This window comes from Cognatishimia sp. SS12, assembly GCF_028369055.1.
GTDB lineage: Bacteria > Pseudomonadota > Alphaproteobacteria > Rhodobacterales > Rhodobacteraceae > Cognatishimia.
In genome coordinates, this window is sequence record NZ_JAQNCZ010000001.1 from 294,558 (window position 1) to 320,116 (window position 25,559).

The 25,559-nt window shown below is 60.4% G+C and carries 22 protein-coding genes; 15 read left to right on the plus strand and 7 right to left on the minus strand.

Annotated features, from left to right (window positions below; all coding sequences use genetic code 11):
* Complete coding sequence (gene murD, locus N6L24_RS01420; RefSeq protein ID WP_271842857.1) at window positions 1-1,404, plus strand: UDP-N-acetylmuramoyl-L-alanine--D-glutamate ligase; 1,404 nt, start codon at window positions 1-3, stop codon at window positions 1,402-1,404.
* Window positions 1,405-1,416: 12 nt separating this feature from the next.
* On the opposite strand, the gene N6L24_RS01425 is transcribed toward murD, so the two are convergent.
* Both N6L24_RS01425 and N6L24_RS01430 read right to left on the minus strand, forming a co-directional pair.
* The gene (locus N6L24_RS01425) at window positions 1,417-2,061 is read right to left on the minus strand and encodes a GntR family transcriptional regulator (RefSeq protein WP_271842858.1); all 645 of its coding nucleotides are present in this window, start codon (window positions 2,059-2,061) and stop codon (window positions 1,417-1,419) included.
* 159 nt (window positions 2,062-2,220) lie between these two features.
* Window positions 2,221-3,402: an NAD(P)/FAD-dependent oxidoreductase gene (locus N6L24_RS01430; RefSeq protein WP_271842859.1), complete on the minus strand. Its 1,182-nt coding sequence runs from the start codon at window positions 3,400-3,402 to the stop codon at window positions 2,221-2,223.
* Window positions 3,403-3,547: 145 nt separating this feature from the next.
* Between N6L24_RS01430 and ftsW the strand changes: the two genes are divergently transcribed.
* The 14 genes from ftsW to N6L24_RS01500 all read left to right on the plus strand — a co-directional run bounded on the left by ftsW (window position 3,548) and on the right by N6L24_RS01500 (window position 19,565).
* Complete coding sequence (gene ftsW / locus N6L24_RS01435) at window positions 3,548-4,714, plus strand: putative lipid II flippase FtsW (RefSeq protein ID WP_271842860.1); 1,167 nt, start codon at window positions 3,548-3,550, stop codon at window positions 4,712-4,714.
* Window positions 4,711-5,811: a UDP-N-acetylglucosamine--N-acetylmuramyl-(pentapeptide) pyrophosphoryl-undecaprenol N-acetylglucosamine transferase gene (locus tag N6L24_RS01440; protein ID WP_271842861.1), complete on the plus strand. Its 1,101-nt coding sequence runs from the start codon at window positions 4,711-4,713 to the stop codon at window positions 5,809-5,811. The genes ftsW and N6L24_RS01440 overlap by 4 nt, the downstream gene beginning before the upstream one ends.
* Before the next feature lie 24 nt (window positions 5,812-5,835).
* Window positions 5,836-7,233, plus strand: a complete 1,398-nt coding sequence (gene murC / locus N6L24_RS01445; protein ID WP_271842862.1) for a UDP-N-acetylmuramate--L-alanine ligase — start codon at window positions 5,836-5,838, stop codon at window positions 7,231-7,233.
* A 16-nt stretch (window positions 7,234-7,249) separates the two neighbouring features.
* Window positions 7,250-7,498 carry a DUF2484 family protein gene (locus N6L24_RS01450; RefSeq protein WP_271842863.1) on the plus strand — a complete coding sequence of 83 codons (249 nt, stop codon included), beginning with the start codon at window positions 7,250-7,252 and terminating at the stop codon, window positions 7,496-7,498.
* Complete coding sequence (locus tag N6L24_RS01455; protein ID WP_271842864.1) at window positions 7,495-7,815, plus strand: hypothetical protein; 321 nt, start codon at window positions 7,495-7,497, stop codon at window positions 7,813-7,815. The genes N6L24_RS01450 and N6L24_RS01455 overlap by 4 nt, the downstream gene beginning before the upstream one ends.
* Window positions 7,812-8,744: a UDP-N-acetylmuramate dehydrogenase gene (gene murB / locus N6L24_RS01460; RefSeq protein WP_271842865.1), complete on the plus strand. Its 933-nt coding sequence runs from the start codon at window positions 7,812-7,814 to the stop codon at window positions 8,742-8,744. The genes N6L24_RS01455 and murB overlap by 4 nt, the downstream gene beginning before the upstream one ends.
* Before the next feature lie 170 nt (window positions 8,745-8,914).
* Entirely contained in the window at window positions 8,915-9,829 is a 915-nt protein-coding gene (locus tag N6L24_RS01465; protein ID WP_442872567.1) for a D-alanine--D-alanine ligase, read from the plus strand.
* On the plus strand, window positions 9,817-10,686 hold the full coding sequence (locus tag N6L24_RS01470) for a cell division protein FtsQ/DivIB (RefSeq protein WP_271842867.1): 870 nt from the start codon (window positions 9,817-9,819) through the stop codon (window positions 10,684-10,686). The genes N6L24_RS01465 and N6L24_RS01470 overlap by 13 nt, the downstream gene beginning before the upstream one ends.
* Complete coding sequence (gene ftsA, locus N6L24_RS01475; protein ID WP_271842868.1) at window positions 10,686-12,020, plus strand: cell division protein FtsA; 1,335 nt, start codon at window positions 10,686-10,688, stop codon at window positions 12,018-12,020. The genes N6L24_RS01470 and ftsA overlap by 1 nt, the downstream gene beginning before the upstream one ends.
* A gap of 378 nt (window positions 12,021-12,398) precedes the next feature.
* Complete coding sequence (ftsZ, locus tag N6L24_RS01480; protein WP_271842869.1) at window positions 12,399-14,036, plus strand: cell division protein FtsZ; 1,638 nt, start codon at window positions 12,399-12,401, stop codon at window positions 14,034-14,036.
* A gap of 204 nt (window positions 14,037-14,240) precedes the next feature.
* Window positions 14,241-15,164, plus strand: coding sequence for a UDP-3-O-acyl-N-acetylglucosamine deacetylase (gene lpxC / locus N6L24_RS01485; protein ID WP_271842870.1), 924 nt, complete (start codon window positions 14,241-14,243; stop codon window positions 15,162-15,164).
* A 107-nt stretch (window positions 15,165-15,271) separates the two neighbouring features.
* Window positions 15,272-16,126: an outer membrane protein assembly factor BamD gene (locus N6L24_RS01490; RefSeq protein WP_271842871.1), complete on the plus strand. Its 855-nt coding sequence runs from the start codon at window positions 15,272-15,274 to the stop codon at window positions 16,124-16,126.
* Between the two features lie 29 nt (window positions 16,127-16,155).
* Entirely contained in the window at window positions 16,156-17,805 is a 1,650-nt protein-coding gene (recN, locus tag N6L24_RS01495; protein ID WP_271842872.1) for a DNA repair protein RecN, read from the plus strand.
* 71 nt (window positions 17,806-17,876) lie between these two features.
* Window positions 17,877-19,565, plus strand: a complete 1,689-nt coding sequence (locus N6L24_RS01500) for a chloride channel protein (protein ID WP_271842873.1) — start codon at window positions 17,877-17,879, stop codon at window positions 19,563-19,565.
* On the opposite strand, the gene N6L24_RS01505 is transcribed toward N6L24_RS01500, so the two are convergent.
* The 5 genes from N6L24_RS01505 to cobT form a co-directional block, all read right to left on the minus strand.
* Window positions 19,562-20,725, minus strand: coding sequence for an MFS transporter (locus N6L24_RS01505; RefSeq protein ID WP_271842874.1), 1,164 nt, complete (start codon window positions 20,723-20,725; stop codon window positions 19,562-19,564). The genes N6L24_RS01500 and N6L24_RS01505 overlap by 4 nt on opposite strands.
* A gap of 66 nt (window positions 20,726-20,791) precedes the next feature.
* Window positions 20,792-21,136, minus strand: a complete 345-nt coding sequence (locus tag N6L24_RS01510) for a DUF427 domain-containing protein (RefSeq protein WP_271842875.1) — start codon at window positions 21,134-21,136, stop codon at window positions 20,792-20,794.
* A 63-nt stretch (window positions 21,137-21,199) separates the two neighbouring features.
* Entirely contained in the window at window positions 21,200-22,999 is a 1,800-nt protein-coding gene (locus N6L24_RS01515; protein ID WP_271842876.1) for an aminopeptidase P family protein, read from the minus strand.
* 104 nt (window positions 23,000-23,103) lie between these two features.
* Window positions 23,104-23,616 carry a class I SAM-dependent methyltransferase gene (locus N6L24_RS01520; RefSeq protein ID WP_271842877.1) on the minus strand — a complete coding sequence of 171 codons (513 nt, stop codon included), beginning with the start codon at window positions 23,614-23,616 and terminating at the stop codon, window positions 23,104-23,106.
* A gap of 67 nt (window positions 23,617-23,683) precedes the next feature.
* On the minus strand, window positions 23,684-25,558 hold the full coding sequence (gene cobT / locus N6L24_RS01525) for a cobaltochelatase subunit CobT (RefSeq protein WP_271842878.1): 1,875 nt from the start codon (window positions 25,556-25,558) through the stop codon (window positions 23,684-23,686).
* Between the last annotated feature and the right edge of the window lies 1 nt (window position 25,559).

Consider the following 25,559-nt stretch of genomic DNA (forward strand, 5'->3'; position numbering starts at 1 on the left):
ATGATCCCTGTTCGCGGATTTGACGGGGCGCAGGTTGCGGTTTTGGGGTTGGGGCGATCGGGTCTTGCCACCGCGCGGGCGCTGCATGCGGGCGGTGCAGTGCCGCTGTGCTGGGATGACAATGAAGCTGCGCGCAGCAAAGCCGAAGACGAAGGCTTTGCGATTGTCGATCTGAAGGCCAGCGGGGCATTTGAAGGCGTGGCGAGCCTGATCGTTTCGCCCGGCATTCCGCATCTTTATCCGGTGCCAAACCCGGTCGTGAAGGCTGCGCTTGCCGCAGGCGTGCCGGTGGACAATGATATCGGGCTGTTCTTTCGATCCTTCGCGACGCCGGATTGGCACGAGATGGACGTCGCCCCCAAAGTGGTGGCGGTGACCGGATCGAACGGCAAATCCACCACCTCGGCCCTGATCCACCATGTGCTGAGCGAAGCGGGGCGCAACACGCAACTGGCCGGAAATATTGGTCGCGGTGTTCTGGATATCGATCCCGCTGCCGATGGCGATGTGATTGTGCTGGAGCTGAGCAGCTATCAAACCGATCTGGCGCGCGCCCTGACGCCGGACATCGCGGTTTTCACCAATCTTTCGCCGGATCATCTGGACCGGCACGGCGGCCCCGGTGGCTATTTTGCCGCCAAACGCCGCCTGTTCGCCGAAGGCGGGCCGGACCGCGCGATCATTGGCATCGACGAGGACGAGGGGCTGTATCTGGCCGGGCAGCTTGCCGAAGGGGGCGGGGATGATCGGGTGATCCGCATTTCGGTGGCGCAAAAGCTGACCGGCCCCGGCTGGCATGTCTTTGCGCGCAAGGGCTTTCTCAGTGAATATCGCAAGGGGCGTCAGGTCGGATCGGTTGATCTGCGCCCGATCAAAGGGCTGCCCGGCGCGCATAACCATCAAAACGCCTGCGCTGCCTATGCGGTCTGCCGCACGCTGGGGCTGGCCCCACGGGTGATCGAGCAGGGCTTTGCCAGCTTTGCAGGTCTGCCGCATCGCAGTCAGATCATCGCCGAAGCAGGCGGCGTGACCTATGTGAACGACAGCAAGGCCACCAATGTAGACAGCGCCATGAAGGCGCTTTCTGCCTATGAAAACATCCGCTGGATTTGCGGCGGGCTGGAAAAAGAAGGCGGGGTTGGCGCGCTGGCCAGCGCCGCTGGGAATGTGCGCAAGGCCTATGTCATTGGCCGAGAGGCGGCGCAATTTGCCATGCAGCTCAGCGGCGTTGATACCGAAGTCTGCACCAGCATGGCGCTGGCCGTGGCGCGTGCTCATGCCGAAGCTGCGCCGGGCGAGACCGTGTTGTTGGCCCCCGCCGCAGCAAGCTTTGATCAATATGACAGCTTTGAAAAGCGCGGCGCGGATTTCATCAAAGAGGTCGAAAACGTTCTGAAAGGCTAAGCTGCAGGCACCTCAGACGGTTTCAAGCGTTTGCGATATCTGCCGGCCCGATCCGGCGATATGGTCATGGATGCAGGTCAGCGCGGCCTGCTGATCGCGGGCCTGGAAGGCGGCAATCAGGGTCTGGTGTTCGGTAATGACCTCTGCATGACGGGCCTGAGAGGCGGGCAGGCGCAGCGCGAGGGCGTTCAAGATGCGTCGCTGCAGATGCCAGATGGAAAAGGCACGCCGATTGTAGTGCTGACGCCCGATGATGGCATGAAATTGCAGATCAAGATCCGAAAGCTTGGCGCGGGCGTCATAGGCCGTGGCTTCGATTTCGGTCTGGATAGCCTGAAGCGCCTCCAGGTCCTTTTGGCTGCACTCATGCGCAAAGCTTTGCACAAAATAAGGTTCGATCAGCTTGAGCACTTCGAAAATGTCGCGCAGCGCATTGGCGTCAAACCGCGCCACTGTGGCCCCTTTGTTTTGCGCAATGGTGACAACACCTTCGCCCTGCAGCAGGCGCAGTGCTTCGCGCACGGGGATGATGGATGTGCCATAGCGATCGGCCAGGTCCTGAACCTTCAGACGTGTCCCTCCGGGAAAAACGCCCGTGCCGATATCAGCGAGGAGCCTGTCATAAATTGAAATGTTGTCCTGGGATGTTTTTGCCAAGACTGCCCCCCTTACTGTCGCAACGCGAACGCGCCGCTCTCCTCTACGGAGAATAGGGTTAGCGTATTTTTTGGAAAGGTTGAAGGGGCCACGTGGCGGCACCCCAGCGCCGCCCATACCAGCATGGCGAATTGCCAGGGCCCAAGCTGTGGAAACGGGTTAGCTCTGGCTTTGAATATGCGTGCCGGCCGCGTGGCCAGAACTCCAGGCCCATTGGAAATTGTAACCGCCAAGCCAACCTGTGACATCCATCGCCTCACCAATCACATAAAGGCCGGGCACGTCTTTGGCCGCCATGCTGCGCGAGGACAGCGCATCGGTGTCAATCCCGCCCAGCGTGACTTCGGCGGTGCGATAACCTTCCGTGCCATTAGGCGTACGCTGCCAGTTGTGCAGCGCGTCCGCCAGCGCGCGCAGGGCCGCGTCGCTTTGATCGGCTAGGTTGCCTTTCAGCTCATAAAGCGTGCTCAGATGCTCGGCCAACCGTGTGGGCAAAAGCTGGCCCAGCACGGTCGAAAGATTGCGCCGACCATCGGTGCCACGTCGGGATTTCAATGCCTCAAACGCATTTTGCCCAGGCAAAAGATCAATGGTGATCTGCTGCCCTTCGCGCCAGTAGCTTGAGATTTGCAGCATTGCCGGACCGGACAGGCCCCGGTGGGTGAACAGCATGGCTTCGTCAAAATGCGGGCCATTGGCGCTGGCGCGCACGTCTTGGGCCACGCCTGCGAGCGGCTTGAACTCGCCATTGGTGAAGGTAAAAGGCACAAGCGCGGCGCGGGTTTCGGTGACAGCCAGCCCGAACTGCCGCGCCAGATCATAGGCGAGGCCCGTTGCGCCCATCTTGGGGATGGATTTGCCCCCGGTGGCCAATACCAGATTGCGCGTGGACAAGAGAGTGGATTTCCCGTCGCGCTCAACTTTGATGGCAAAGCCGTCGGCGGTTTTGTCGACCCTATGGATTTGGGTTTTAAGCCATAGCGCGGCCCCGGCCTTTTGCATTTCGGCCAGCAGCATCTGGATAATATCCTTGGCGCTGTGATCGCAAAACAGCTGCCCCAGTGTTTTTTCGTGATAGGCGATGCCGTATCGGTTCACGAGTTCAAGGAAATCCCACTGCGTATAACGACTGAGCGCGCTTTTGCAGAAATGCGGATTCTGAGACAGGAAGTTTTCCGGCCCGGTATACATATTGGTGAAATTGCAGCGCCCGCCGCCCGAAATGCGGATTTTCTCACCCGGGGCCTTGGCGTGATCCAACACCAGCGTGCGCCCGCCCGCATGGGCCGCGCACATCATGCCCGCCGCGCCGGCCCCAAGGATGATGGTATCATACTGCATGGGCGCGCTGTGCCAGCCTGCACGCGCCGGGTCAAGCAAATCACGCAGGTGCTGCTGTAAAGCTTCCCATAGGGCGCAACTGCTGATAGAATCACTTCAGATCCGGAAAACCGGACACCCAGAGGCAGATACGCGGCAGGTCCCGATGACAGAGATGGTTTATGGCACGCTCCCTGAGCGGAATGTAGAGCCGATTCTACCCAAATGGTGGCGCACGTTGGACAAATGGACGATGTCCTGCATCCTTGCGCTGTTTGGTATTGGCCTGTTGTTGGGCTTTGCCGCCAGTCCGCCCCTCGCGGAAAAGAACGGTTTTGGGCATTTTCATTATGTGATCCGGCAAGGGATTTTTGGCGTCGCCGCGCTTGGCGCGATGTTTGTGACCTCAATGATGAGCCCCAAATTGGTGCGCCGCCTTGCGGTGCTGGGGTTCCTGGTGGCCTTTGTTGCCTTGCTGCTTTTGCCAATATTTGGCACGGATTTTGGCAAGGGCGCGGTGCGCTGGTATTCGCTTGGCTTTGCCTCCATTCAACCGTCTGAGTTTCTCAAGCCCGGCTTTGTCGTGGCCGCCGCCTGGCTGATGGCGGCCAATATGGAAATCAACGGCCCACCCGGCAAACTCTGGTCGTTTATGCTCACCATCGTGATTGTGCTTGTGCTGGCGATGCAGCCCGACTTCGGGCAAGCGTGCTTGGTGCTGTTTTCATGGGGGGTGATGTATTTCATCGCCGGTGCACCGATGACGCTTTTGGTGGCCATGATGTGTCTGGCAATCTTTGGCGGCATGATTGCCTATAATTCCTCAGAACATTTTGCCCGGCGCATTGACGGCTTTCTAAGCCCCGAGGTCGATCCCACCACCCAGCTTGGCTATGCCACCAACGCCATCCGCGAAGGCGGGTTTTTCGGCGTTGGCGTCGGCGAGGGGCAGGTGAAATGGAGTCTGCCGGACGCGCATACAGATTTCATTATCGCGGTCGCAGCCGAAGAATACGGCCTGATCCTCGTGCTGGCGATCATCGTGCTTTATGCCATCATCGTGGCGCGCAGCTTCCTGCGGCTCATTCGGGAACGCGATCCGTTCATCCGTCTGGCCGGGTCCGGTCTGGCCGCGATGTTTGGCGTGCAGGCCATGATCAACATGGGGGTGGCGGTTCGCCTCCTACCGGCCAAGGGGATGACATTGCCCTTTGTCAGTTATGGCGGTAGTTCCCTGATCGCGGGCGGGATCGCCGTGGGCATGCTTCTGGCATTCACGCGCAGCCGTCCGCAGGGTGAAATTGGTGATATTCTTCGAGGCCATTTTAGATGACACAACAGCCGCTGCTGGTGCTCGCCGCCGGAGGGACCGGGGGGCATATGTTCCCGGCGCAGGCGCTTGCCGAACGAATGCTGGCCAAGGGCTGGCGGGTTAAGCTGACCACAGACGCGCGCGGTGCGCGTTATACCGGGGGGTTCCCCGATGCCGTCGAGATCGAGGAAATGCCCTCGGCCACCTTTGCGCGCGGCGGCGTTTTGGCCAAAGCGATGGTGCCCCTGCGTATTCTGGGCGGTGTGGCCGCAGCCCTGGTCAAACTGCGCAAGGATCGTCCCGCCGCCGTGGTGGGCTTTGGCGGCTATCCGGCCATTCCGGCCATGGGCGCGGCGCTGATCCTTGGTATTCCACGTATGCTGCATGAACAAAACGGCGTTTTGGGCCGGGTGAATCAGTTGTTCGCCAAACGGGTAGATCGCGTGGCTTGCGGCACTTGGCCGACCGACTTGCCGGAAGGCGTGCAGGGTGAGTTTACAGGCAACCCAGTGCGCGGCGCCGTGCTGGAGCGCGCGGGCGCGGGCTATATTCCGCCCGGTGATTATCCGATGTCGATCCTGGTGATCGGCGGCTCGCAGGGCGCGCGCATCTTGTCGGACATCGTGCCGCCCGCGATTGACGCACTGCCCAGCGAAGTGCGCCGCCATATCCGCGTCAGCCATCAGGCGCGCGGCGAGGATTTTGACCGCGTTGCCAAATTTTATGCCGATCAGGGCATTTCGGCAGATGTGCAGGCGTTTTTCACCGACATCCCGGAGCGGATGAGCGAGGCGCAATTGGTGATTTCGCGCGCGGGGGCGTCCTCGGTCGCGGATATCTCGGTGATCGGGCGACCGTCGATCCTGATCCCGTTTGCCGCCGCGACCGCCGACCATCAGACCGCAAATGCGCGGGGTCTTGCCGATGCGGGCGGCGCGATCGTCATTCCGGAAAACTTGCTGGAAGTCGCAAGCCTTTCAGAGCAGATTGCCACAGTTCTTCAAAATTCCGACGGGGCAATGAAAATGGCACAGGCCGCGCTATCTGTCGGCAAACCGGACGCGACCGAGGCTTTGGTGGCGCTGGTTGAGGATTTGGCAAGTAACGGCGGCCGATAGGGGCGCGGCAAGGGGGCAGGGCGTATGAACGCAGCAACAAAATTACCGGGCGACGTGGGCGCGCTTCATTTCGTGGGGATCGGTGGCATCGGCATGTCTGGCATTGCCGAGGTGCTTTTGAACCACGGCTATACGGTGCAAGGCTCGGACCTGAAGGAGACCAAGATCACAAACCGCCTGGCCGAAATGGGCGCTGAGATCTTCATTGGTCAAAAGACCGAAAACCTTGAGAATGCCGAAGTTGTGGTGATTTCATCGGCGATCAAACCCGGCAATGCCGAGCTCGACGAAGCCCGCCGCCGTGGTTTGCCGGTGGTGCGCCGCGCGGAAATGCTGGCCGAGTTGATGCGCCTGAAATCCAATATCGCGGTTGCGGGAACGCACGGCAAAACCACCACCACCACCATGGTGGCGGCGCTGCTGGATCACGGCAAATTTGACCCGACCGTGATCAACGGCGGCATTATTCATGCCTATGGCTCTAACGCGCGTGTGGGGGATGGCGAATGGATGGTGGTCGAGGCCGACGAAAGCGACGGCACCTTTAACCGGCTGCCCGCAACCATCGCGATTGTGACCAATATCGACCCAGAGCATATGGAGCATTGGGGAGACTTTGATACGCTGCGGGCGGGCTTTGATGAATTTGTCTCAAATATCCCATTTTACGGTCTTGCGGTCTGCTGCAATGACCACCCCGAGGTGCAGGCACTTGTCGGCCGGATCACCGATCGGCGGGTTGTGACCTTTGGCTTTAATGCCCAGGCTGACGTGCGCGCCATCAACCTGACCTATCAGGGCGGCGTGGCGCATTTCGATGTGGCGCTGCAGACAGACGGCACAGTAATCGAGGGCTGCAAACTGCCCATGCCAGGCGATCACAACGTGTCCAACGCGCTCAGCGCGATTGCCGTGGCGCGGCATTTGGGCATGAAGGCAGAAGAAATTCGCGAAGCCTTGGCGAGTTTTGGCGGTGTGAACCGCCGCTTTACGAAGGTGGGCGAAGTCAACGGCGTGACCATCATTGATGATTATGGCCACCACCCGGTTGAGATTGCTGCCGTGTTGAAAGCAGCGCGGCAGGCCAGCGACGGGCGCGTGATCGCGGTGCATCAGCCGCATCGCTACAGTCGCCTTTCGAGCCTGTTTGACGATTTCTGCACCTGCTTTAATGAGGCCGATGTGGTCGCCATTGCCGAGGTGTTTGCCGCAGGCGAAACCCCAATTCCCGGGGCAGAGCGCGATGATCTGGTAGCGGGGCTGATCGCCCATGGCCACCGCCATGCGCGCGCCATTGTCTCTGAAGATGATCTGGAACGGCTCGTGCGCGAGCAGGCGACACCTGGCGATATCGTGGTCTGTCTTGGGGCGGGTACAATCAGCACCTGGGCCAATGGGTTGCCAGCGCGCCTTCAGCAGTAATCAAAGGGGCACCGCCATGAGCAGCTCTGTCATTGCCGCGATGATCTGGATGGTTGTGACCAACCTGCGCGGCATGTTTCCCAGCAGCGACAACCACTGGCGGTTCGCTTATCTGATGATCGCCCTTGGCGTGCCGATCCTGATCTGGTTGTTTATAGATCATGGCATCTGGCTGGCGCTGTTGTTCCTGCTGGGGGCGATGTGGATTCTGCGCTGGCCGGTGATCTATCTGGGGCGTTGGCTAAAGAAGGTGATCGGGAAATGAATGCAGACAACCTTCTGCTGATTGGCGGCACCATGGCGCTGCTGCTTGCTGTGGCAGGGTTTGTGCTGACCCAGCGCAACGCCTGGCGTGTGATCCTTTTGCTGGTGGCGTTGCTCGGCGGGCTGAACATCGGCATCTTTATCTGGTCGGAAATCCTAGAGGGGTGGAGCAGTTTTCGCCTCTTCCTCTTCTGGATTGCGGCGATTTTGCCACCGCTTGTGGGGCTCGCCGTGGGAGCCGGGCTTGGCGCGTTTGTGAACTGGCGCATCGCCCGTATTGATCTGGCCAAAGAACGCAAGAAAGGCACCGCCTCATGAGTGATGTTTTTACAGCTCTTCCCGCCGTGCGCGGCAAGCTGACAGCTGATCGGTCCTTGGCCGATCTGACTTGGCTGCGCGTGGGCGGCCCGGCGGATTATCTGTTTCAGCCGGCGGATGTCGCGGATCTGCAAGACTTTCTGGCAGCGCTTGATCCTTCGGTTGCGGTTTTTCCAATGGGCGTCGGCAGCAATCTGATTGTGCGCGATGGGGGGCTGCGCGCCGTGGTGGTGCGCCTGGGGCGCGGTTTTAACAGTATTGAGGTTCTTGAGCGCGGGCAGCTGCGTGTTGGTGCGGCTGCGCTGGATGCTCATGTGGCGCGCAAGGCGGCGGATGCGGGCATTGATCTCACGTTCCTGCGCACCATTCCCGGTGCCATCGGCGGCGCGATCTGCATGAACGCGGGCTGCTATGGGTCTTATATTGCTGACGTTTTTGTCAGTGCGCGCGCGGTGACGCGCGCCGGAGAGCTGGTGACTCTGACCGCAGAGGACCTTAAATTCCAATACCGTCAAAGCGACCTGGCAGAGGGCTGGGTGCTGGTGGATGCGGTGCTGCAGGGCTCCGATGGCACCCCCGAAGAGCTGCACGCCCGCATGGCAGAGCAGCTGGCCAAACGCGACGCCACCCAACCCACCAAAGACCGCAGCGCCGGCAGCACTTTTCGCAACCCGGCCGGCTTTTCCAGCACCGGCAAGGCCGATGATGTGCATGATCTGAAGGCTTGGAAAGTGATTGACGACGCCGGGATGCGCGGCGCGCAGATCGGCGGCGCGCAGATGAGCGAGAAGCATTCGAACTTTATGATCAACGCCGGTGGCGCAACTGCCGCAGATTTGGAAAACCTCGGCGAAGAGGTGCGAAAAAGGGTTTTCGAGACCAGCGGAATAACGTTAGAGTGGGAAATCAAACGGGTCGGCGAATTCTAGGTGTAACACATCTGGCGTCAGGCGCGCATCGCGGTCAATTTTCTGATCGTGGCAATAATAAAACCGGCGACAGTTCTGAAGAAGTCAGGGCAAATTGGTCGCTAAAGGCCCCAAAAAGGGGCGAGCATAAGGGCCGCAAACGGCCCAAGATTTGAGGCGCTAACGTGGGTATGTCGAGCAGGGCAACCCCAAAAGTGGCGGTATTGATGGGCGGTCCCTCTGCTGAACGCGAGGTGTCCTTGTCCTCAGGGCGTGAATGCGCCGCTGCTTTGAGGGAAAGTGGATGTGAGGTGATCGAGGTCGATGCAGGCCGCGATCTCGCTGCCGTTCTGACCAAGATCAAACCGGATGTTGTCTTTAACGCGCTGCATGGCCGTTGGGGCGAAGATGGCTGTGTGCAGGGGCTTCTGGAGTGGATGGGGCTGCCCTATACCCATTCCGGTGTTCTGGCGTCATCGCTGGCGATGGACAAGGAAAAGACCAAGGACGCTTATCGCGCTGCAGGGTTGCCAGTGGCGGCCAGCCGCATTGCCAGCAAGGCCGAGATTCAGGGGTCCCATGTCCTCGCGCCGCCTTATGTCGTGAAACCCTATAACGAAGGCTCCTCGGTTGGTGTCTATATCGTGCGCGATAAAGCGAACCGCCCACCGCAGATTGCTGATGATATGCCCGATCAGCTGATGGTCGAGGACTATGTGGCCGGGCGTGAGTTGACCACAACCGTCATGGGCGACAAGGCGCTGACCGTGACCGATATCCTGACGGATGGTTGGTATGATTATCATGCCAAATACGCCACCGGCGGCTCGCGCCATTTTGTGCCGGCAAACCTGCCGAAAGAGATTTTTGAGGCCTGCATGGATTACGCGCTGCGCGCCCATCAGGTTCTGGGGTGCAAAGGCATCAGCCGCACGGATTTTCGTTGGGATGAAAGCCGGGGCCTGAAGGGGCTCATTCTTTTGGAAACCAACACACAACCGGGGATGACACCCACGTCGCTCAGCCCTGAGCAGGCGCAGAGCTGCGGCATCACCTTTCCCGAGCTGTGCCGCTGGTTGGTGGAGGATGCGTCATGCGACAGATGACCCAGCGCGCGGATCCGGCCCCCTCGCGGTTGACCTACCGCTTTGAGCGTATGATGCTCACCCCGCTGTTTCGCTTTGCGCTGCGGGTGGTTCTGCCCTTTGGTCTGACCGCGCTCAGCGCGGGCATCTGGTTTTCCGATCAGGACCGACGCGACAATATCAATATGGTTATTGATGATGTGCGCACCAGCATTGTCGAACGTCCGGAATTCATGGTGAAGGCCATGGCGATCGAAGGGGCCTCTGCCAGCGTTGCAGATGATATTCGCGAAATTTTGCCCGTGGATTTCCCGGTCAGCAGCTTTGATCTCAGCCTTGAGGATATGAAAGAAACCGTGGTTGGCCTGTCGCCCGTCAAAGCGGCAAGCCTGCGGGTGCGTCCCGGCGGTGTGCTTCAGATCACCGTGGCGGAGCGCACACCCGTCATGCTCTGGCGGATGCGCGATGGCTTGCATCTGGTGGATGCCGAAGGCTTCGTAGTGGCGCAAGCGGCCGGGCGTGACGCCTATCCTGAACTGCCGGTCATGGCAGGTGAGGGCGCAGATCAGGCCACTGCCGAAGCCATGACGCTGATGCGCGCGGCCGGACCTCTGACACCGCGCGTGCGCGGCCTTGTGCGGGTTGGCGCGCGGCGCTGGGACGTGGTGCTGGACCGGGGGCAACGCATCATGTTGCCCGAAGTGGGCGCCGTGGCCGCATTGGAACATGTGGCCGCCCTGAGCCAAGTGCACGAGATGCTGGAACGTGATCTTAGCGTTGTGGATATGCGTCTGGGTGATCGACCAACAATAAGAATAGCAGAGCGCTCCGTACAGGCGTGGTGGCGTATCCGCGAGACAAGAGTGGGGCTTGAGTGATGTTTGAACTTTACCAATCGCAACGGGCCATGCGCGCCATGCGCAAAATGGCGATGCAACGCGGCGTCGTGGCGGTGCTGGATGTCGGCACGAGTAAAATCGCCTGTCTGGTCCTGCGGTTTGACGGCAGCGATCACCTCGCTGAGGCCGATGGGGTTGGGTCCCTCGCCGGGCAAAGCGGATTTCGCGTGATTGGCGCGGCGTCCACTCGATCTCGTGGTGTGCGGTTTGGCGAAATTGTTGCCATGCAAGAGACCGAGCGCGCCATTCGCACCGTGGTGCAGGCCGCGCAGAAAATGGCGCAGTTGCGGGTTGACCATGTGATCGCCTGTTTTGCCGGGGCTGAGCCGCGGTCCTATGGGCTGGATGGCCGGATTGAACTCGATGAGCAAATGGTGACGGAACAGGATGTCGCCCATGTGCTCGCCAATTGTGATGTGCCGGATTATGGGGCGGGGCGCGAGGTGCTGCACGCCCATCCAGTGAACTTCGCCCTCGACAACCGCTCTGGTCTTGCCGATCCGCGCGGGCAAATGGGGCAGGAGCTGACCTGCGATATGCATATGCTCACCGTGGATGCGGCGGTGGTGGCCAATGTCGCGCATTGCGTCAAGCGCTGTGATCTTGAACTCGCCGGTGTGGCAAGCTCGGCCTATGTGGCGGGGCTGTCGGCGCTGGTGGAGGATGAACAGGAACTGGGGGCTGCCTGTATCGACATGGGCGGCGGGGCGACCAGCCTGTCGATCTTCATGAAGAAACACATGATCTTTGCCGACAGTGTGCGTATGGGCGGCGATCATGTGACCAGCGACATTTCCATGGGGCTGCAGGTGCCGATGGCGACCGCAGAGCGGATCAAGGCGTTTTATGGCGGTGTCCATGCCACCGGCATGGATGATCGCGAGATGATTGATATTGGTGGCGACACCGGCGATTGGGAACACGATCGAAGGACAGTCAGCCGCGCCGAGCTGATCGGCATCATCCGCCCGCGGGTCGAAGAAATTCTGGAAGAGGCGCGCGCGCGTTTGGACGCGGCGGGGTTTGAACATCTGCCCAGCCAAAAGATCGTGCTGACCGGCGGCGCAAGCCAGATTCCTGGGCTTGATACTTTGGCCAGCCGCATTCTCGGCCAGCAGGTGCGTCTGGGGCGCCCGATGCGCGTCCATGGCCTGCCGCAGGCAACCACCGGGCCGGGGTTCAGCGCCGCTGTCGGCATGTGCCTGTTTGCGACAAACCCGCAGGATGAATGCTGGGATTTTGACCTGCCGGTCGAACGCCAGAGCGCCCGCACGTTCCGGCGCGCCGTACGCTGGTTCAAGGCCAACTGGTGATCTTCGGTTAGATTTAAACGCGGTTAACAGCAGAAGGAATGCCGTCGACACATCATTGAGATTCGTATAGGCTGGTGAGTAAGCATCACTAAAGATGCATTCGGTAGGGCGAGCAGGCTTTGCCAAAAAGTGAATCACCCGCGGTCAGATCGCCCCGAATTGGGCGGTCCGTTACTGCTTGTTGTGTGCCTTCATCCCAAATTCCCCAATATCTGCGCTGGTCGGCGAAATGCCGCGAATTGCGGCGCAAATTTGTCCACATTTTGTGGATAACTTCGCTTTTGGACGTGACGTGTCCACTGGCACGCGGTAATAATAGGGTTGAGTAGGAGTACAAAAACCCGCTTTAGCGGGGCGTAATAACAGGCGGACGCTCTCATGGCACTGAATCTGATGTTTCCTGAACAGGAAGACCTAAAACCCCGTATCACTGTCTTCGGCGTTGGGGGCGCTGGTGGTAACGCGGTCAACAATATGATCGCAAAACAGCTGGAAGGCGTGGACTTTGTTGTAGCCAACACTGACGCGCAGGCCTTGCAGCAGAACCAATCGCAACAGCGCGTGCAACTTGGTGTGAAAGTCACCGAGGGTCTCGGCGCAGGCGCACGGCCTGCGGTCGGCGCAGCCGCTGCAGAAGAAAGCATTGAACAGATCGTTGATCACCTGGCGGGGGCACATATGTGCTTTATCACCGCGGGTATGGGCGGCGGCACCGGCACGGGGGCCGCGCCGATCATTGCGCAAGCCGCCCGCGAACTGGGTGTTCTGACCGTCGGTGTTGTCACCAAACCCTTCCAATTCGAAGGGGCCAAGCGCATGCGTCAGGCCGAAGCAGGCGTTGAAGCGCTGCAAAAGGTCGTTGATACGCTGATCATCATCCCGAACCAGAACCTGTTCCGCCTCGCCAACGAAAAAACGACCTTCACCGAAGCCTTCGCACTGGCCGATGATGTGCTCTATCAAGGTGTGAAAGGTGTGACAGACCTGATGGTCCGTCCGGGCCTGATCAACCTCGACTTTGCTGACGTACGTGCTGTGATGGACGAGATGGGCAAGGCCATGATGGGCACTGGCGAAGCCACCGGCGAAGATCGCGCCATTCAGGCCGCCGAGAAGGCGATTGCCAACCCGCTCTTGGATGAAATCAGCCTGCGCGGTGCAAACGGCGTTCTGATCAATATCACCGGCGGTCATGACCTGACCCTGTTCGAACTGGACGAAGCCGCCAACCGCATCCGCGAAGAGGTGGATCCAGATGCCAATATCATCGTCGGCTCGACGCTGGATACCGATCTGGAAGGGGCGATGCGCGTTTCTGTTGTCGCCACCGGCATCGACGCCACCGAAGTTACCAGCGAAATGCCGGTACCGCGCCGCAAGCTGTCTGAACCACTGAAACAGTCGGTCGCCATGGAAGAGCCCGCGCCAGCAGCAGAACCAGCGCCGGCACCGGCCCCTGCTGCGCGCAACATCGCGCAAGAAGAGACGCCCGCAGAGCCAAGCCTTTTCGGAGAGTTTGACACCCAGCGCGCCGCTTCCGAAGAGCAGATGGAAGACATCTTCGAAGAGCCAGCCCCGGCCCCTGCCGCACGCAATATCGCGCAGGATGATGGTCTGCCGCCCCCGGCCTATCAACCACGGGTCGCGCAATTCCAGCCGCGTCAGGACTATTACGAAGACGAGACCGAAGGTTTTGTGGCCCCAAAGGCCCCGGCACCCGGCACCCCGTCTCCGGAAGCGATGGCGCGCCTGCGCACCGCGGTCAACAAAGTACCCTCCGCACCGCAAGAACGTCAGCCGGTCGTGAACCGCGAGGCCCCTGCGCCGGTTGAAGAAAAACCGCGCTTTGGCATCAACTCTTTGATCAACCGCATGACAGGTCACGGAGAGTCCGCGCAGCCTGCGCAGCGCCAGCAGCCCAATGTTCAGGCTGCACCGGCGCAGCCTGCGCCACAGGAAGATCCTGAGCAGGAGCGCATTGAAATTCCGGCCTTCCTGCGCCGTCAAGCGAACTGATCGCACACACATTTTTGCAAAAGGGCCGCCAGAACTGGCGGCCTTTTTCGTTTGTTTACAGAGATTTATTTTACATTCGGCGGTCTTCTGCCGCTTTGTAACCTGCATGTTTCAGATGGTTACAATCTTTGAGTTGAGTGTTTCAGGTTCAGCAATTAGGCCTATGCCACGGCCCGCAGAGGGTCTTTTGAACTGGGGCACGATTTGCAGAACACGATCAAAAATCCTATTCGCTTTGTCGGTGTTGGCCTGCATTCCGGGCGGCCTGTCCGCATGACGCTTGAGCCAGCCTCTGCTGGCTATGGGATTTGGTTTCAGCGCACCGATGTGCTGGACGGTGATCAGATGTTGCCCGCCCGCTGGGACATGGTGGAACAATCGCCGCTTTGCACCAAGCTGGTGAATGGCTCTGGGGTTAGCGTCTCTACGATCGAACATATCATGGCCGCGCTCGCGGGCTGCGGCGTGCACAATGTTCTAGTGCGCATCGACGGCCCCGAAGTGCCGATCATGGACGGCAGCAGCGCTGTTTTCGTCAAATCCATTCTGGCCTGCGGCCTGATGGGGCAGGGCGAAAAGATCCGCGCGATCGAAGTTCTAAAACCGGTGCGCGCCGAACGTGTGGATGCCTGGGCCGAATTGCATCCGGCGGATAATCTGGAAATTGATTTCCACATTGAATTTGCCGATGAGGCCATCGGTGTGCAGCACCGGACGCTTGATATGGCCAACGGCAGCTTTGTGCGCGAACTCTGCGATTGCCGCACCTTCTGCCGTCAGGCAGATGTTGAGAATATGCAGGCCAATGGTCTGGCCCTGGGCGGCATTCCCGGTATCAACGCCGTGGTGTTTGACGGCGCGCGCGTGCAAAGCGGCGCAGGCCTGCGCCGGGCGGATGAACCTGTGCGTCACAAAATGCTGGATGCGCTTGGCGATCTTTATACCGCAGGCATGCCGATCCTTGGCCGCTACGTCGGGCACCGTTCTGGTCACGCGATGACCAACAAGCTGCTGCGCGCGCTGATGAGCGACCCGAGCGCCTATCGCGTGGTTGAATGCACGCCCGAAATGGCGGCACGTCTGCCGGGGGCCGGGGTGCGCATGGCGGAAATGCCAGCCGTCGCCTAAGCTTTCGCCGGAATTCGCGCCAAAGTCATTTTGCCTCGTAAATTTCTGTGCTAACAGCAGGGGGCCGGGGCATGCCTCGGCGATGCAGTCAATAAAGGTAGAGCAGAATGGCGCGTCGCGACTCTCGTAAAATCGTAGGTGCTGCAGTTTTGTCAGCGCTTCTTCTGGCCGGGTGCGGCGGCGGTGGCGCAGATCAGAAACTCTTTGGCTCCCAACCGATCGAAGCCTTCACCGCAGAGCAGATTTTCGGCCGCGGCGAGTTTGAGCTGGAGCGCAACAAGCCCGATGATGCGGCGTTTTATTTCGCCGAAGTCGAACGGCTATATCCTTATTCGGCCTGGGCCAAACGCGCGCTGATCATGCAGGCCTTTGCCTACCATCAGGACACGGATTACGAAAACAGCCGTGCTGCGGCACAACGCTATATCGATTTTTACCCGCAGGATGATGATGCCGCCTATGCGCAATATCTGCTGGCGCTCAGCTACTATGATCAGATCGACGAAGTTGGCCGCGATCAGGGGCTGACATTTCAGGCGCTGCAATCCCTGCGCAAGGTGATTGAGACCTATCCTGACAGTGAATATGCGCGCTCTTCCGTGCTGAAATTTGATCTGGCTTTTGATCATCTCGCCGCAAAAGAAATGGAAATTGGCCGCTATTATCTGAAGCGTGACCGCTTTGCCGCCTCGATCAACCGCTTCCGCGTTGTGGTTGAAGATTTTCAGACCACCAGCCATACGCCAGAAGCGCTGCACCGACTTGTGGAGGCATATCTGTCGCTTGGCCTGACCGACGAAGCACAGACCGCCGGGGCCATCCTGGGCCACAACTTCCGTTCAACCGACTGGTATGAGGATAGCTATCGCCTGCTGACGCAGCGTGGCCTACAACCTCGGGCTCGGGGCAACGGCTGGTTGGCCAGCGTCTATCGTCAGACCATCAAAGGCAAGTGGCTCTGAGCGGGTGCAGGTGAGGGCGGTGTAACGCGATGCTGCGCGCATTAGAAATTCGCGACATGTTGATCATCGACCAGCTGGCGCTTGAGTTTCAGCCGGGTCTAAATGTGCTCACCGGGGAAACCGGGGCCGGTAAATCCATTTTGCTGGACTCGCTGGGTTTTGTGTTGGGCTGGCGCGGGCGCGCTGAACTGGTGCGCAAGGGCGCGGATCAGGGCGAGGTGGTGGCCGAATTTGACCTGCCCGAGGGCCACCCGGCTTTCGCCATTCTCGACGATGCTGGCCTGCCGGTGGACGACGGGTTGATCCTGCGGCGCGTCAACCGCAAGGACGGGCGCAAGACAGCCTGGGTCAATGATCGACGTTGTTCGGGCGAGGTGCTGCGCGCCCTGTCCGAAACGCTGGTGGAATTGCACGGCCAACACGATGATCGCGGGCTTTTGGATCCCAAGGGCCATCGCGCGCTGCTGGATCAATATGCGCAGCTTGGCCCGATGAAGGCCGATCTGCGCAGCGCTTGGACCGATATGCAAGGCGCGCGCAAAGCGTTGGCCACGGCCGAGGCGGCGCTGAGCGCGGTTGAGGCCGAAGAGGATTTTCTGCGCCATGCCGTTGCCGAGCTCGACGCGCTGGACCCGCAGCCCGGCGAAGAGGCAGAGCTTGATTCTCGTCGCCGCATGATGCAGGGGGCCGAACGCATTCGCGCAGATGTGGCGCGGGCGCAGGGCGCGCTTGGCCAGGAAGGCGCAGAGGGCGCGATGGGCGAAGCGCTGCGTTGGCTTGAAGGGGCGACAGAGGCGGTAGAAGGCCGGTTGGATGCGCCTATGGCCGCGCTGGAACGGGCGATGACCGAACTTGATGAGGCGGCCGCCGGTGTTGCCGACTGCCTTGAGGCGCTGGATTTCAACCCGCTTGAGCTGGAGCAGTGCGAAGAGAGGCTCTTTGCCATTCGTGCCCTGGCGCGCAAACATAATGTCGCGCCCGATGAACTTGGCAATTTTGCCGAGGAGCTGCGCGGTAAAATGGCAGCGCTGGACGCGGGTGAGGGCGAAATAGCTGCCCTGCGCGCCACGCTGCACGCTGCCGAAAATACCTATACCGATCAGGCGGCGGCGCTGTCTGCCGCCCGCAAAGAGGCCGCAGGCGCGCTGGATCGCGCGGTGATGGCAGAACTAGCGCCGCTGAAAATGGATCGTGCGGTGTTTACAACTGCCTTTGAGGCCGAGACCGCTGGCCCCGAGGGCATTGATGCGGTGTCCTTTACGGTGGCGACCAACCCCGGCGCGCCCTCTGGCCCCCTGGCAAAGATCGCCAGTGGCGGCGAACTCAGCCGGTTTCTGCTGGCGCTCAAGGTCTGCCTGACCGGCGAAGAACGCAACACCACCATGATCTTTGATGAAATTGACCGTGGCGTGGGCGGGGCGACAGCAGATGCGGTCGGCCGCCGTCTGGCCGCGCTGGCAGAGGGTGGGCAGATCCTGGTGGTGACGCATAGCCCGCAGGTGGCGGCCTTGGGGGCGCATCACTGGCGTGTGCAAAAACATGTGGCCGGCGAGATGACCCTTTCGACCGTTGTGCATCTGGGGGCCGCTGACCGTGTGGATGAAATTGCGCGCATGATTTCCGGCGATACGATCACCGATCAGGCACGTGGTGCCGCAGAGGCACTTCTGGCAGGCTAAGTTGCGCACAGGGCTTTTCACGCAGGGGCCAAGCGCCTAAAGCATAAGAAAGACGGAACTTTCGGGGTATCATGGCCCATCCCCTCGGCACTTTTCTTGCAGACAGTCTGCGCCGCGCTGCCGCCAGCGCACGCGGCGGCTGGCGCATTTTGCTCAAACAGGGGCCAAGCCAGTTTCAGTTCTGGGTGATCGCCCTGATCATCGGCATCGCCTCGGGGTTTGCTGCGCTGTTGTTTCGCAAAGGGATCATCTGGCTGCAATCCACGCTTTATGGCACGGAAAATATAAACCGGCTGCACAGTTTCGCCGAAACGCTGCCGTGGTATCTGATCTTAATCATTCCGATCTTTGGCGGGCTGTTCGTTGGCCTATTGCTGGACCGCTACACCCGCGATGGGCGCGCTTTTGGTCCGGCGGATGTGATCTACGGGGCCGCGCTGCGCGAAGGCCGCGTGCCCATCAAAGAAGGGCTGGTGTCTGCGCTGGCCTCATTGGTCACGCTGTCATCCGGCGGCTCCACGGGGCGCGAAGGACCGGTGGTGCATCTTGCAGCGGTAATTTCAAGCTGGGTCAGTGACCGCATTCACGCCAATGGCATCACCGGGCGCGACCTATTGGGCTGCGCGGTGGCGGCGGCGGTCTCAGCGTCGTTTAACGCGCCCATCGCTGGGGCGCTCTTTGCACTTGAGGTTGTGCTGCGCCATTTTGCGGTGCATGCCTTTGCGCCGATTGTCGTGGCCTCGGTTGCAGGAACGGTCATCAATCGGCTTGAGTTTGGCAATGTCACCGAATTTGTGCTGCCCGGTGAATCCGCCCTGGCGTTTTATCAGGAACTGCCGGCCTTTCTGATGCTGGGCGGTCTCTGTGGCTTTGTGGCCGTTGCCCTGATGTGGACGATTTTCTGGGCAGAGGACATGGGCAGCCAGATCATGGAGCACATGCGTCTGCGCCGCTGGATGCGCCCGGTGATTTCCGGCGCGCTGCTGGGCGGACTGGCGATTTGGTATCCGCATATCATCGGGGTCGGCTATGAAACCACGTCAGCGGCCCTGACCGGGGAGCTGGTGCTGCATGAGGCAATTGTCTTTGTGGTGCTCAAGGTGATCGCTGTTTCCATCACCATGGCCGGGCGCATGGGGGGCGGGGTGTTTTCACCCGCGCTGATGATCGGGGCTTTGACCGGGTTGGCCTTTGGGCTCATCGCCACGCCAATCTTTCCCGAAGTGTCCGGTTCACACACGCTTTATGCGCTGGCCGGGATGGGCGGGGTGGCAGCCGCCGTGCTGGGCGCGCCGATCTCCACGACGCTGATTGTGTTTGAATTGACAGGGGATTGGCAGACAGGCCTTGCGGTCATGGTCACGGTGTCGATTTCCACAGCGCTTGGCTCGCGGCTGGTGGATCGGTCCTTTTTCCTTACGCAGCTTGAGCGCCGCAATATCCATGTTGCTGCCGGACCGCAGGCTTATCTATTGGGCCTGTGCGGTGTCGGCAGCGTCATGACCGAGGTTGATGGCCGCAACGGGGCCAGCGAAGCGGCCTGTTGGGATCTGGTGCAGGCGGGCCGTTACACCGACGCCGGCGCCACGCTTGAGCAGGTGATGCCGCTGTTTGAACAACACGGGCTGAGCTTTCTGCCCGTGGTGCGTCTGGCCGGAGAGGACCAGGCACCGAAACTTGTCGGTGTTTTGCATCACATTGATGCGCTGATCGCTTATAACAAGGCGCTGGCCGAAACCGCCGCTGAGGAACACTCCTAAACAGTGTGCGCCCGGCGTCGGCGCGCCAGCCACAGATGCGCAATCGCCCCGCTGAGATAGCAGCAGATCAGCATCCCGATGAGGCCGGAAAAATCAAAACTGCCCATGGCCAGCAACATCAGCGGTGTGCCCAATGTATTGCCCAGGTTGCCCATCTGGCTCATGCCGCCATTGGCCCGCGCTTGCGCCTCTGCGGAGGGGTTGAGCTGCGGGATGGCGGCAAAGCTGGCAGATTGCACCAACCCGAGCATGGCAAACAGCGCCACGTAGAAAACCGCCACACTCGGAAACAGCGCGATGACAGCCACCGACGCCGCGCTGAGCGTAAACGCCATGACCACCAGCCGCACCGCATCCAGACGCGCCAGCAACCATGCGCCGAGCGTCAGCGAGGTCACAGTGCTGGCCAGCGGCAGGATCGGCAGCAGGATCAGCCGCACCTCGGGGTTCAGGTACCGGGGCAGCAGGGTCATGGTCGACACAAACGTCAGCGTGTAAAACAACCAGCCGAGCGCCGCGGCAAATTCATCGGCTGAGGCATAGCTGCGCCGATGTTGCGCCAGAATGCTGGCAAGGCCGGGGCGCGGCGCGCGTTTGACCGCGCCGCCCGGCAGCCATTTGGCCAGCACAAGCCCCATCACTGCCATATAGGCCGCATGGCCGCCATAAAGCGCACCGGTGCCAAATTTTGCGGTGACCCATGGCGCGACAAAGGCCATGACAGCAAAGGCGACGCTGAACATCGTGCTCCAGAGTGCCATGAAAAACCCGCGGTCTTTGCGCTGGCTCAATACGCCGATCAGCGTTGGGGCCGCCACAACGATGCCAAGGTGCGCCAGCCCTTCGACAATGCGCGAGGCCAAAAGGATCGGATAGGCTGGAAAGCTCGCCTGCAGCACCGAAATCGCGGCCCCAACCCCAAGCGAGGTCAAAAGCATGCGCCGAAACCCGATGGAAGAGACCAACTGCCCGGCGGTCATGCCCAGGGCCACGCCCAGGATGCTGATCACGGACACAATCAGGCCTAGCTGCATGTCGCTGACCGGATAGATCCGGCCAAGCGCTTCGAAGGTCACAGAAACTTTGGCAAATTGCCCCGCCGCGCCAAGCCCGGCAGCCCAAAGTGCCACGATCAGTGCGACTGGGGTTTTCTCAACCATGGCACATCCCCTAAGAACGCAAAAAGGGGCCGATGCGGCCCCTTGCACGTGCGTTTGATACTAATATCAGAGCTGCTCAACCGCGACATCGGCGCTGATATAAAACGCGAGATGCCCCTTGATGCGCGCAGCTTCTTCCTTGGGGTCTTCATAGCTCCAGGCGCAATCTTGGATCGTCTTGCTTTTGGTGACGATCGAGAAATGGCGTGCATCGCCTTTATGTGGGCAATGCGTGACCTTGTCGCTCGCATCCAGAAACGCCGTGGCGATATCTTCGCGCGGGAAATAGATCACAGGGGGCAGATCGCCTTCGGAGAGTTCAAGCGCATTGGAGGTTTCCCCCAAAACCGCACCACCGGCGCGAACGGACCATTTCCCTGGCGCTTTGCGGATTGTAATGTATTGGCTCATGCGTTTCTCCTCGTGTCCTCAACTTCTGCGCCCCTAAGACAGGCAACATGTTACAAGAGTATGTCAAACCGGCTGCGTTGCATCTGACAGCCAAAGTTTGGTGTCAGCATCCAGACGTGGAGCCAAGCGTGTGAAACACTCCTGATGGTAGGCATTCAGCCAATCCCGCTCTGCGGCGGTCAGCATATTGACGAGGATCATGCGCCGGTCAATCGGAACATATGTGAGTGTGCTAAATTGCAGCATCTCACGGTGATCATCGCCGTCCTTCCGTGATGGAGCTTGCTCTACCACAACCAAATTCTCAATGCGAATCCCAAATGCGCCCTCGCGGTAATATCCCGGCTCGTTGGACAGGATCATACCGGGTTTCAGCGGCACGTCGCTGACACGCGACAAGCGTTGCGGGCCTTCGTGCACGCAGAGATATGCGCCGACGCCATGGCCCAGACCATGGTCAAAATCCATCCCGGCTTGCCACAGCGGCGCGCGGCCAAAGGCCTCAAGGTCGCGCCCGGCCAAGCCCTTGGGCCAGACCAGTTGCGAGACGGCAATCATGCCTTTCAGCACCAGCGTAAAGGCGCGTTTTTCCGGCGCGCCGATGGTCGATCCGACTGGCAGGGTGCGGGTGATGTCGGTGGTGCCATCGACATATTGCCCGCCGCTGTCCAGCACCATGATTTCACCCTTTTGCAGGGTGCGGTTGCTGTCGTGGTTCACGCGATAATGGATCACCGCGCCATTGGGGCCGGTGCCAGCAATGGTATCAAAGCTGATGTCGCGCAGCTGGTTGGTGTCGCGGCGACAATTTTCCAGCCTTTGGGTGACGTCAATTTCAGTGATGCCTTGTGTGGCATTGGCGTCAAACCACGCCAGAAAGGCGCAAACAGCGGCCCCATCACGCAGATGCGCCTCGGCGGTGCCGGTGATTTCAGCGGTGTTTTTGCAGGCCTTTGGCAGCTCGCAGGGATCGCCGGCATAGGCAATATCAATGCCGGCGCCGCTGAGGGCCGAAACAATCGCCAGCGGCACGCTGTCTTTGGCCAGACGCACGGTGCCCGAAAGCCCGGTGAGCGCTGATACCAACGCTTTGGGCGCGTGGCAGCGCACATCCGGGCCCAGATGATCTTTCACATCAACCAGTTTGTCCGCGGCCATGAACAGATCCACGCTGGCGTCAGCGTGCAATATGGCAAAGCCATGCGCGACCGGGTTGCGGGGAATATCCGCGCCGCGGATATTGAGCAGCCAGCAGAGGCTGTCGGGCAGGGTGATCACGGCAGCGCTGTGCCCGGCCTTTGCCAGCTCTGCCGCAAGCCGCTTGCGCTTGTCCGCATGGCTTTCGCCGGCAAACTCCAGCGGTTGCACAAAGGCTTTGCCCTGCGGCGGGGCAGGCTGATCCTGCCAGATTTGATCCACCAGATTGGCGGTGGGCGTCAGGGTAATGGCGCGGCCTTTGAGGGCGCCCTGCAGCTCTTCGATCTGCCCGGCGGTGTGCAGCCAGGGATCAAAGGCGAGGGTTCCGCTCGGCAGATGCGCCACCAACCACGCGGCCAGTTTGACCTCGGGCCAGTTGACAGGGGTAAAAACATCCGCCACCTGCTGGCGCACCTGCAGGCGGTATCGTCCGTCTACAAAGACCCCGGCCTGATCCATCAAGGCGCAGCAAAACCCGGCGGAGCCGGTGAAGCCGGTGAGCCAAGCAAGGCGATCATCATGCGGGGCGACATATTCGCCCTGATGGGCATCCGCGCGCGGGATCAGAAAGCCATCGACTCCAGCGTCGGTCATGGCAACCCGCAGCGCCTCAAGACGCGCCGGACCATGGGCGGGATCGGATGGGTTTTCAAAGGATTGAAACATGACGCAAACCTCCTGATGCTTGGCAATTGCTAGCGGGTTGCAGGCGACAGGTCCAGCCCGCGCCAAGGCGCGACGTCGCGGAAAGAGAGGGAGCGTGGCTGCCGTCAGTGACGCTGAAGGAAAAGATAGCCGCGCTTGGCATATTGTGTCGACCAGGCGCAATGATGCGCCGCGATAGTCTGCTGAAACCCAGCGATATTGGATGTTTCATCTGCAATCAGAACCCAGCCCTGTGGTGTGACGTGATCCAGCAGGGTTGCAAGCACCTGCTGTTGCGCAGCTTGGTCAAGCATGTGCAGCGTCCGGTCGATCAAGATGATCTCAAAATTGCCGTCGGGTGTGTATTTGGTGATATCGGCAACATGGCCGGTGATCGGCAGGTTTTCCGCCTCTGCCGCCGCACGTAGGTCACGAATGCCGTTGGCCGAGAGATCAACGCCCACCACATGATGCCCTAAACGCGCAATGAACAGCGCGTCACGACCTTGGCCGCAGCCAATATCCAATACGCGCTGGGGCGCGCCGCTGAGCTTGCTAAAGAAGTCGACGAATATTTGGGTTGGATCCCCCAATGCGTTGGGCGTATCGCCGTAGAGTTTGTCGTAATTGTAAGCCATAGACCCAGCGATAGTAGATATCGCCGCCAATGGCTAAGTGTAATATTTCGTGAGCAAATGCCCAGCCTTAGACTTTGCGCATGCCCATCACGCGGGCTCGGGCGCGCGGGTCGCTGTCAAACAGGCTGGCAAGCTGCTCGGTCATCGCGCCGGCCAGTTGCTCAACATCGGTGATGGTGACGGCCCGCTGGTAATAGCGGGTGACATCATGGCCGATCCCAATCGCCAAAAGCTCCACCTGACGGCGTTTTTCCACCATGGCAATCACATCGCGCAGGTGTTTTTCCAGGTAATTGGCTGCGTTGACCGACAGGGTGCTGTCATCCACCGGCGCGCCATCGGAAATTACCATCAGGATCTTGCGCGCCTCAGGCCGGCCCGCCATGCGCCGATGCGCCCATTCCAGCGCCTCGCCGTCGATGTTTTCTTTCAGCAGGCCTTCTTTCATCATCAGCCCCAGATTGGGTCGCGTGCGCCGCCAAGGCGCGTCTGCCGACTTATAGATGATATGACGCAGATCGTTCAGGCGACCGGGCTGTTGCGGGCGACCATCCGCGAGCCATTCTTCGCGGGCCTGACCGCCTTTCCAGGCGCGCGTGGTAAAGCCGAGGATTTCGACCTTTACATTACAGCGCTCCAGCGTGCGGGCCAGCACATCGGCGCAGATTGCGGCGATGGAAATCGGGCGCCCACGCATCGAGCCAGAGTTATCCAGCAGCAGCGTCACGACTGTGTCGCGAAACTCTGTGTCTTTTTCGACTTTGAAGGACAGCGGCGTGGTCGGGTTGGCCACAACCCGCGCCAGACGCCCGGCATCCAGAATGCCCTCTTCCAGATCAAACTCCCAGCTGCGGTTCTGCTGGGCTTGCAGGCGGCGCTGCAATTTGTTGGCGAGGCGGCTGACCGCGCCCTTGAGGGGTTCCAGCTGCTGGTCAAGATAGGCGCGCAGGCGCTCTAGCTCTGCCGGTTCCGCAAGATCCTCGGCGCGAATTTCTTCGTCATGCTCAGAGCTGAACACAAGATAATCCGGGTCCGCATCGGACACGGGCTGCGGCGCGGGTGGCTCCAGCGGGGCCTCTCCTTCGGGCATTTCCACGTCATCGGCAAATTCATCCTCGGACATGTCGTCCATGGTGACTTGCGCCTCAGAACTGTCCTGCTGTTCTTCCTGTGAGGACTCGGGGGTGGCGTCGCTTTCGTCCTGATCGCTGTCATCCTGCCCGGTGCTATCGGGATCGGGCTCTTCGTCCTCTTGGGTTTCCGCCTCATCCTGCTGGTCATCTTCCAGATCGTCCGGGTCATCGCCGAGCTGATCGCCATAGCCAAGATCATCGATAATCTGACGGGCGAATTTGGCGAATTTGGACTGGTCGGACAGCATCTCTTGCAGATCTTCGAGCGTGTCGCCCGCGTTCTGTTCGATAAAGCCGCGCCAGAGGTTCATCACATTGGCCGCCGCAGGGGGCAGGTCGCGCCCGGTCGCCAGGTGGCGCAACAGGTAGTTTGCGGCCATATCCAAAGGCGCGTCCGAAGCGGTGGTGATCTTGTCGTAGTTGCGCCCCCGCGCTTCGCTTTCAATTTTGGCGTCGATATTCACGGCGGTGCCGGGCATGTCGCGCGCGCCCATCGCTTCGCAGCGTGCAATTTCCATCGCCTCAAACAGCTGCCGCGCCATACCCGCAGGCGGGGCATATTTCGCGAAGGTCGCATTGTTATGATAGCGGCGGTGCAAGGCCAGACTGTCGGCGGTCCCGCGCGCCAGCATGACCTCTTCGCGGGTCATGCGACGGCTGACCTGCGGCAAGCGCATCTGATCCCCAGACAGACCCGAAGGGTCCACCGTGTAGGTGACGCCCAGATCCGGGTCATTGGCCATCACGCGGGTGGCCTCTGCCAAGGCTTTCTTGAACGGATCGGCCGGGTTGTCAGATGGTTTTGACATG